We start from the raw sequence: 6,806 nt of genomic DNA, 5'->3' as shown, positions 1-6,806 counted from the left end.
TGCAAATACTCCGCCGGGAACCGCGTTTGAGGACCTCCCCACCGACTGGCGCTGCCCGGTCTGCCTTGCCGAGAAGAGCAAGTTCTCCCTGTTTGCGTCGCCTCTCAGCAGGCTTGGGCTCTGATCCTTCACGTATACCCGTCCCCGTCATCTCTTGTAGGACCCGTAGCAGATCCGGCAGCGTTGTCCGGTTTGCTGCCCTCAGGGATGTGATCATGCAGATCCCTCCCGGATCTGCCCAACCTATATATGTTGCCGGGAGTATCTGCGCCCCCCCATGGGGGAGGTCAAACAACATGCAGAAGCACTGGCTGGTTATTGCGGCGGTTCTGGCAGCCTGCTGCATCGGGCTCGTCTCCGCCCAGACCGACGCGGGGACGAACGAGACAACAAACGCCTCAATCACGGTGACTGATCAGATGGTCGAGGGCGACGCGGTCGTCGGGAACGTCACGGTTGATGAGGTTGTGAGCAACGGCACCGGATGGATCGTCATCCACAACAACCTCTTCGGGCATCCCGGCGGGGTCATCGGATATACACCGGTTGAGTCCGGGACGAACCGGAACGTCACGGTCACCATCCATACCTTCGTCGCCACCGACACCCTCTTTGCCGTCCTGCACCACGATGCCGGGAAGGTGGGTGTCTTTGAGTACCCCATCCCCGACATCGAGCAGAAGGTGGAGGGCGAGATCGTGATCGTGCCTTTCAACGTCACGGCAGAGAACGCCACCCTGTTGAACCTGACTTCGCTCTGTCCGGGCAACAGCACCTGATGGAACGGTTGTCGGTTCTGACTCTACCTTTTTTTTCACCGTCTTTTGGGCCCCTCGGGATGAGCAGCGGCGCTTCGATCTCCGGTATGCCCCTCTCGCGCCACCAGATAGAACAGGCTAAGTGGGGGGAGAGCAGAGAATTGAGGGTTTGGAGAGTTCTCTACGGTGGATGTTCTCGTATATGCTGTGATTCTGCTCGTCTTTCTGAACGCCCTCTCGTTCTTCGCCTTCTTTCGCGACAAAGCGGCCGCACAGAAGGGTACATGGAGGACGCCGGAGAGGAGGCTCCTCTTCCTCGCTCTGCTCGGGCCGTTCGGTGCTCTGGGGGCGATGCGTGCCTTCCGGCATAAGACCCGGAAGACGAAGTTCTGGCTCGTCCCCATCTTCCTCTGCCTGCAGATCGGGCTCTTCGCCGCGCTCGTCCTGTTCCTCGTGTAATTTTCAGGGATTGCCTTAAAGGGAAAGTTAAAAACATTCCTTTGACCCAACCGTAGATCGTATGACATACGAATACGGCCCTCCCTCCTGCCCGATCGAAGAGACCCTCATGGCGATACAGGAAGGCCTCATGCGTGAGTACCGGGCGGAACTCCTGCCCGCCCACCGGCGGTCGTCCCGGAGGACGAGGAGACTCCGGCGGATACGCGGGTGGAGCAGGGAGACCGGCCGCCTGGTATCAGGGATCGGTCGGGTGAAGCGGGAGACGCTCCCTCGCATCGAGCGGGATACCGGGCACACTTTCCGGGACCAGGACGGGCTCCTCCGGATCCTGATGGATAACTCCACGAGACGGCTCTTTTTTGGGATACTCACCGGGTTCCCGGAAGATGCCCTCCCGGTCCCGGCGAAAGACCTTGATATGCTCGGGAGGTTCCCCGACGACGCCCGGGCCCTCGCCCTCATCGGCGACGTCACCCTGCGGCTGAAGGTCCTGCCCGGCCCGCATGCAGAGGTGGCAGGGCTTGCGGCCCTCTCTGACCGGTGGGAACTCCACGAGAGCAAACTCGGTCTCGAATGCCGTCACCGCCCGACCGGAGATGACCTCGCGCAGGAGAAGGAGACCCTCGCCGGGGCCGTCCTCGGCCTTCTCTACGTCGAGGGGGGCATCGATGCATTGCGGGCCGCGGTGCCGCTGCTCGCGTGCGGCCCGACTGGGTAGTGGCAGAGGAAAGGTATACATACCGGTTCCCCCTTTTCCGGAGCGGGAGACCGCTATGGATACCCGCGAACTCCTGCAGTTCATCAGGCTCGGGAGGTTCCGGTTCCTCCTCTCGGGGTTCATCCCGTTCTCTGCCGGAGCGCTGCTTGCGCTCCTCCTCGGGGCACGGTTCACCCCGGCACAGTTTCTCCTCGGGTATGCGGCCATGGCCGCGGCTCACCTCTCAGTCCACTACAGTAACGACTACTTTGACGCCGACGCCGACCGGTTCGTCGAACCGACGGCCATCTCCGGCGGGAGCGGGGTCCTCGTCGAGAACCCCGGTCTCAAACCCGCCGCGCTCCGGGCGGCCGTCGCCCTGATGTTTGTCTCGGTCCTGATCGGGTATCTCTTCGTCGCCGTCTACGCCTACCCTGCCATCTTCCTCGCCTTCGCCGTCGCAGGCAACCTCCTCGGGTGGTTCTACACGGCGCCGCCACTCGCGCTCGCGTACCGGAAACTCGGTGAGGTCACGAACATGATCACCTTCGGCCTCCTGATGCCGGGCGCAGGCTACTTCGTCGCAAAGGGGGCGCTCGACCTCACTTTCTTCGCTTTTGCGCTCCCGCTCCTTCTCTACGGGCTTATCTTCATCGTGAGCGTCGAGATCCCGGATATGGAGGGCGACATCGCCGGTGGGAAGCCGACGCTCGTCGCGCGACGGGGCCGCATCTACGGTTTTGGGCTCATCGCCGTCGCGGCGACGCTTGCGACCGCGACGCTCCTCCTCTTTGCGCATGGGGACATCTTCTCTCCCGTGGACTTCAGGCCCGTGGCGCTCGCATCCGCAATCCCGCTCGGGTTAGCGCTGTGGGGGTTCTCGAACCGGTGCGCGGAACGGGCGTGCGCCCTCCGCTACGCGACCGCGAACATCGCGGGCTACTTCCTCTTCCAGGGACTGGTCGTCCTCTACCTCATCCTGGTCGCCGTTGCGCCCTGACCGGGCCGCACCTCTACCGTCCGGTTGAACGGGACCTCGAAGGTCGCGATCCCGTAATCGAGGACCCCCGAGCCGTTCACCTGGAGCGTGACCGCCCCTTCCCGCAGGGCCAGGATGAGTGCCTGCACGAGCCGGAAGTTATCGACGGTCACCGGGACGGAGACTGAGGTGTTCCCGCGGGGCCGGACCTCAAACTCTCCCCGCTCCCCGTGCGCGAGGAAGACCGGCTGCCCGTCATCAAGAAAGAAGACGTCGAACGAGACCCGGGTCAGGGTGGCGCCGACGAGGTTTGGGTTATTGATGGTGAGGTGCAGGGAGAGGTCCATGCTCCCCAGCGTGACATTCTCGATCCCGACTCCGTCGACGGTGACGGTCGGCTCCTGGAGCCGGGGTGCCACGCACCCGGCGGTGCAGAGCAGGATAATGAGGATGATGGCAGCGCGCCACATGCCGGAACGGTGCACCTTCCCGGGATATAAGCGTACCCGGACCGGGGTATGAGCGCCTCATCCCGTCGCCGCGGAATCGTTACGCCTCCCCCGGCGGCCCCGCGTAGATGAGCACCGGCTCGACGGGGACGTACTTCCTGACCCGGACGTTGTCTGCGTAGAAGTGGTGCGGCTCCCCCGAGGACCATGCTGAAGACCCTATCAGCGCAAAATCCGTAAAGACCGTCTCGTTCGGGGCGAGTGATCCGTCGGCAAACCGCGGCGTTCTGTCCCCGAGATACTCGCCGTCAACCCAGGCGTGTTCGGTGGCGTTTGGCGTATCCATGACGATTTTTACGTGGTACCAGGTATCGGTCTCAGCCCGGAGGTCGGCAGAGAAGTTCCGGTGAGCGCCGTCGTAGTACTGCACGGAACCGTTCCTGAGATGGAGGGCGTAGATCCGGTTGGTCCCGTTCCAGAGCTGGATGTAGCCTGAACCGCACCACCGCCCGAACTCGCTGACCCGGAAGTCCCCCTCGATGACCAGCGGGCCTGCGGAGATGTTTGCAAGGCAGATCCGGTTGCTCGCGAGGTGCCTGAGGTCGGGCTCCGAGACGTTGATGTCGCCTGCGTATGCGCCGTCGCGGACGACGGCCGACTGGACAGCGGCGTTCGAGCCGTAGAACGACCACCGCGAGAGGTTGCCGCGCTCGTAATCCTCAAAGAAGGTGAAGACAGCGTCGGGGTCACTAGCGTCCCGGGCCTCCAGGTCGCCGTAGAGCATGGTTAACTCCCGCGTATTCGCGGGAAGGGCGAGCCAGATGTGGGCGTGGGAGTTGTTCGTGACGTTTTCCGTCCAGTGCGGGATGGCTGTCCTGTTCCCGTCCACGAACCTGATATCGGCAAAGTCCGGGCGCATCCCCGGGAGATACGTCGCGTTGAAGAAGACCTCGAGCGCATCGGTCCCGGAGGGGTTGCTGACCGAGACCGCCTGCCGGCCGGGGCTGGAGACATCCAGAATCGTGGCTGATGCAGGGGCGATGAGGAGCGCGAGCAGCGCCCCTCCGACGAGAAGTATTCTGGTGGTATCCATGGTATCGCCCCTTCCAGGAACCCCGGCCCGTATATGGATATCGGCCCGCCGCACCCCAATGCTGATGCTCACCCGGGAAGCACGGGTATACGGACGATTGCCGTGAACGACGCCATCACCATCGCGATCATCGGGGGAGGGCCTGCCGGACTCTTCTGCGCCCTGCAGGCGGCAGGAGAAGGGAGGAGGGTGGTCCTCTTTGAGAAGAAACCCGCCCCGGGCAGAAAGCTCCTCCTTGCAGGGTCGGGGCAGTGCAACATCACCCACGATGAGGAGATCTCCGGGTTCCTCTCCCACTACGGTGACCACGGGGCGTTCCTCAGGCCCGCGCTCATGAACTTCACGAACCGGGACCTCATCGACTTCTTCGCCGCCCGCGGACTGGCGCTGAAGGCCGAACCCGGCGGGAAGGTCTTCCCGGAGACCCGGAGGTCAGCCGACGTCCTCGCCGTCCTCCTTGCTGAGTGCGCCCGCCGGGGGGTGGATATCCAGTGCGGTGAGGCCGTGCTGGGCGTCGAGCGGGACGCGGACGGGTTCCTCGTCAGGTCGGAGATGGCGGTCTTGCGGGCCGACGTGCTTGTCATAGCCACCGGTGGGGCCTCCTACCCCGCCACCGGCTCGGCCGGGGACGGCTACGCCTTCGCCCGGGCTCTCGGGCAGCCGGTCACCGAGGTTGCCCCGGCGCTTGCCCCGGTGTATGTCAGGGACTACCCGTTCGCTGACCTTGCGGGGATATCCTTCGAGAACCTCGCGATCACAGTCTACCGGGACGGGAAGCGGGTCCACCGACATACCGGGGACCTCCTCCTGACCCACACCGGGCTCTCGGGCCCGGGCATACTCGACGCCTCGCGCTACATTCTTCCCCGGGACGTGCTCAGGGTCGCGTTCCTCCCGGAGGCGAACACTGAGGCGGTGCGCAAGCAGGTCGCAGGCGCGCTCATGGCGGGCGGAGTTCGCCAGGTGAAGACTGTCCTAGGCGACCTCGGCCTCCCGGAGCGGTTTGTCCGGCGGCTCCTTGACCTTGCGGGCATCTCACCGGGAGAGACCTGTGCGCACCTCGGAAAGAAGGCCCGAAACGCCATCGCGGCATCCGTTGCAGAGTTCCCGTTCACCGTGGAGAGGCTCGGGGGGTTTGGTGAGGCGATGGTGACAAGAGGCGGGGTCGCTCTCGATGGGGTCAACCCAAAGACGATGGAGTCACGGACCGTCCCGAACCTCTACTGCATCGGTGAGGTGCTCGATATCGACGGCGATACCGGGGGCTACAACCTCCAGGCCGCGTTCTCCACCGCGGCCCTCGCCGCACGTGAGATAACCCGTACGCCCTGACCCTCCGGGCACGGGTTCCAGGACTTTTTTTCCGGCCACTGGCGAGGCCAACTCTTCTGAAGATGCGCTTTTCCCGGCAGGGTCTGTTCAAACAGTATAAAACGAAGATCTGCTATATAAATACCCTGAATAAAATAGAAATTCTGTTATACCCGAACCAGCATTAAATGTTATTGAGATAATAACGTGGTTTGGAGTATTATTCACGTCATTCTTCTTCTCTCCGTCCTGGTTCCGCAGGGACACCTCGTCTGTGATCATGGATGGGATGATGCCGCGGTCAGCGCCCATGAACCCGTCTCTCTCGACGATATCGCCGGATTCTCAGGACCGCCGGAGACCTGCGATACGGAATCCTCCTCCGATATCCTCCTCACCAGGGTGGAACGGGCGACGTATGCCTGCGTCGACGGCACTCCCCGCCTCTTTCCGGTGGGTCTCAACGCCACCCTCGCCCGCGGGGTGGGCGACTGCACCGACCTTGCGCTTCTCAGGGTCGAGGTCCTGCGCCGGAACGGGATACCGGCCCGGCCGGTCCACGGCCTCATGGTCTGGGATGCGGATGCGTTCCGGACCGATGCGCTCCACGTGGAGGTCTTCGGGAGGGGCGTTGCCGTCCACGACTGGGTCGAACTCGATGACGGCCGGACGATGGGCGCCTACGAAGGGTGGTCCGGGATACGGTGCGTAAAGACCGGGAACGGCGTCTGCTTCCAGCCGGTCTTCGAGACTCTGGGCTACCTCTAGTGGAGTATTTCAACTAACATTTCCCGTGAAGATATCCCCGGTTTGGCGTCGTGCCCCGGGCATGGCTTCCGTACGGGGGGAGGGGGCGAGCCCCATTGGCGTTAACGTTTGGTATGGAGACTCGTGAGGATACCGTCCAATTCAGGAGATGAGGGTCGGTTTCGGGCACCATTGGCCGGTCTGCGGTCAATCGTCCATCACCTTGGAAAACGGTCGTGATTCTTGTCGGGGGGCAATCAGCGAGAGCCCAACCGGTTCGCACCAGAAGTTCATCGTGCCCGGGCAGGGT

9 protein-coding genes are annotated in these 6,806 nt (G+C 63.4%); 7 read left to right on the top strand and 2 right to left on the bottom strand.

What is annotated here, in order from left to right:
• The 5 genes from BP858_RS12310 to BP858_RS01300 all read left to right on the top strand — a co-directional run.
• On the top strand, positions 1-124 hold a 124-nt coding region (locus BP858_RS12310), incomplete at its 5' end, for a rubredoxin (RefSeq protein WP_394339366.1).
• Positions 125-296: 172 nt separating this feature from the next.
• Positions 297-779: a DUF7282 domain-containing protein gene (locus BP858_RS01315; RefSeq protein ID WP_014868421.1), complete on the top strand. Its 483-nt coding sequence runs from the start codon at positions 297-299 to the stop codon at positions 777-779.
• Between the two features lie 165 nt (positions 780-944).
• Entirely contained in the window at positions 945-1,217 is a 273-nt protein-coding gene (locus BP858_RS01310) for a DUF1294 domain-containing protein (protein WP_014868420.1), read from the top strand.
• 61 nt (positions 1,218-1,278) lie between these two features.
• Positions 1,279-1,938, top strand: coding sequence for a hypothetical protein (locus BP858_RS01305; protein WP_014868419.1), 660 nt, complete (start codon positions 1,279-1,281; stop codon positions 1,936-1,938).
• A 55-nt stretch (positions 1,939-1,993) separates the two neighbouring features.
• Positions 1,994-2,917 carry a prenyltransferase gene (locus BP858_RS01300; protein WP_214166398.1) on the top strand — a complete coding sequence of 308 codons (924 nt, stop codon included), beginning with the start codon at positions 1,994-1,996 and terminating at the stop codon, positions 2,915-2,917.
• Here BP858_RS01300 and BP858_RS01295 read toward each other — a convergent pair.
• Complete coding sequence (locus tag BP858_RS01295) at positions 2,887-3,366, bottom strand: LEA type 2 family protein (RefSeq protein ID WP_214166399.1); 480 nt, start codon at positions 3,364-3,366, stop codon at positions 2,887-2,889. The genes BP858_RS01300 and BP858_RS01295 overlap by 31 nt on opposite strands.
• A 79-nt stretch (positions 3,367-3,445) precedes the next feature.
• On the bottom strand, positions 3,446-4,438 hold the full coding sequence (locus BP858_RS01290) for a DUF2341 domain-containing protein (RefSeq protein WP_214166400.1): 993 nt from the start codon (positions 4,436-4,438) through the stop codon (positions 3,446-3,448).
• 33 nt (positions 4,439-4,471) lie between these two features.
• On the opposite strand from BP858_RS01290, the gene BP858_RS01285 reads away from it, so the two are divergent.
• Together BP858_RS01285 and BP858_RS01280 are read left to right on the top strand one after the other, a co-directional pair.
• Positions 4,472-5,770: an NAD(P)/FAD-dependent oxidoreductase gene (locus BP858_RS01285; protein ID WP_286878619.1), complete on the top strand. Its 1,299-nt coding sequence runs from the start codon at positions 4,472-4,474 to the stop codon at positions 5,768-5,770.
• Positions 5,771-5,956: 186 nt separating this feature from the next.
• A complete protein-coding gene (locus BP858_RS01280) occupies positions 5,957-6,517 on the top strand; it encodes a transglutaminase-like domain-containing protein (protein WP_286878618.1) in 561 nt (186 codons plus the stop codon).
• Positions 6,518-6,806: the final 289 nt, after the last annotated feature.

It is taken from the genome of Methanoculleus sp. UBA413 (assembly GCF_002502935.1).
Lineage (GTDB): Archaea > Halobacteriota > Methanomicrobia > Methanomicrobiales > Methanoculleaceae > Methanoculleus > Methanoculleus bourgensis.
This window is presented reverse-complemented; position numbering and strand designations above follow the sequence as displayed.

Coding starts and splice junctions, on each gene's coding strand:
- BP858_RS01315 (WP_014868421.1), top strand. CDS start 297: ATGCAGAAGCACTGGCTGGTTATTGCGGCGGTTCTGGCAGCCTGCTGC.
- BP858_RS01305 (WP_014868419.1), top strand. CDS start 1,279: ATGACATACGAATACGGCCCTCCCTCCTGCCCGATCGAAGAGACCCTC.
- BP858_RS01300 (WP_214166398.1), top strand. CDS start 1,994: ATGGATACCCGCGAACTCCTGCAGTTCATCAGGCTCGGGAGGTTCCGG.
- BP858_RS01295 (WP_214166399.1), bottom strand. CDS start 3,366: ATGTGGCGCGCTGCCATCATCCTCATTATCCTGCTCTGCACCGCCGGG.
- BP858_RS01290 (WP_214166400.1), bottom strand. CDS start 4,438: ATGGATACCACCAGAATACTTCTCGTCGGAGGGGCGCTGCTCGCGCTC.
- BP858_RS01285 (WP_286878619.1), top strand. CDS start 4,472: ATGGATATCGGCCCGCCGCACCCCAATGCTGATGCTCACCCGGGAAGC.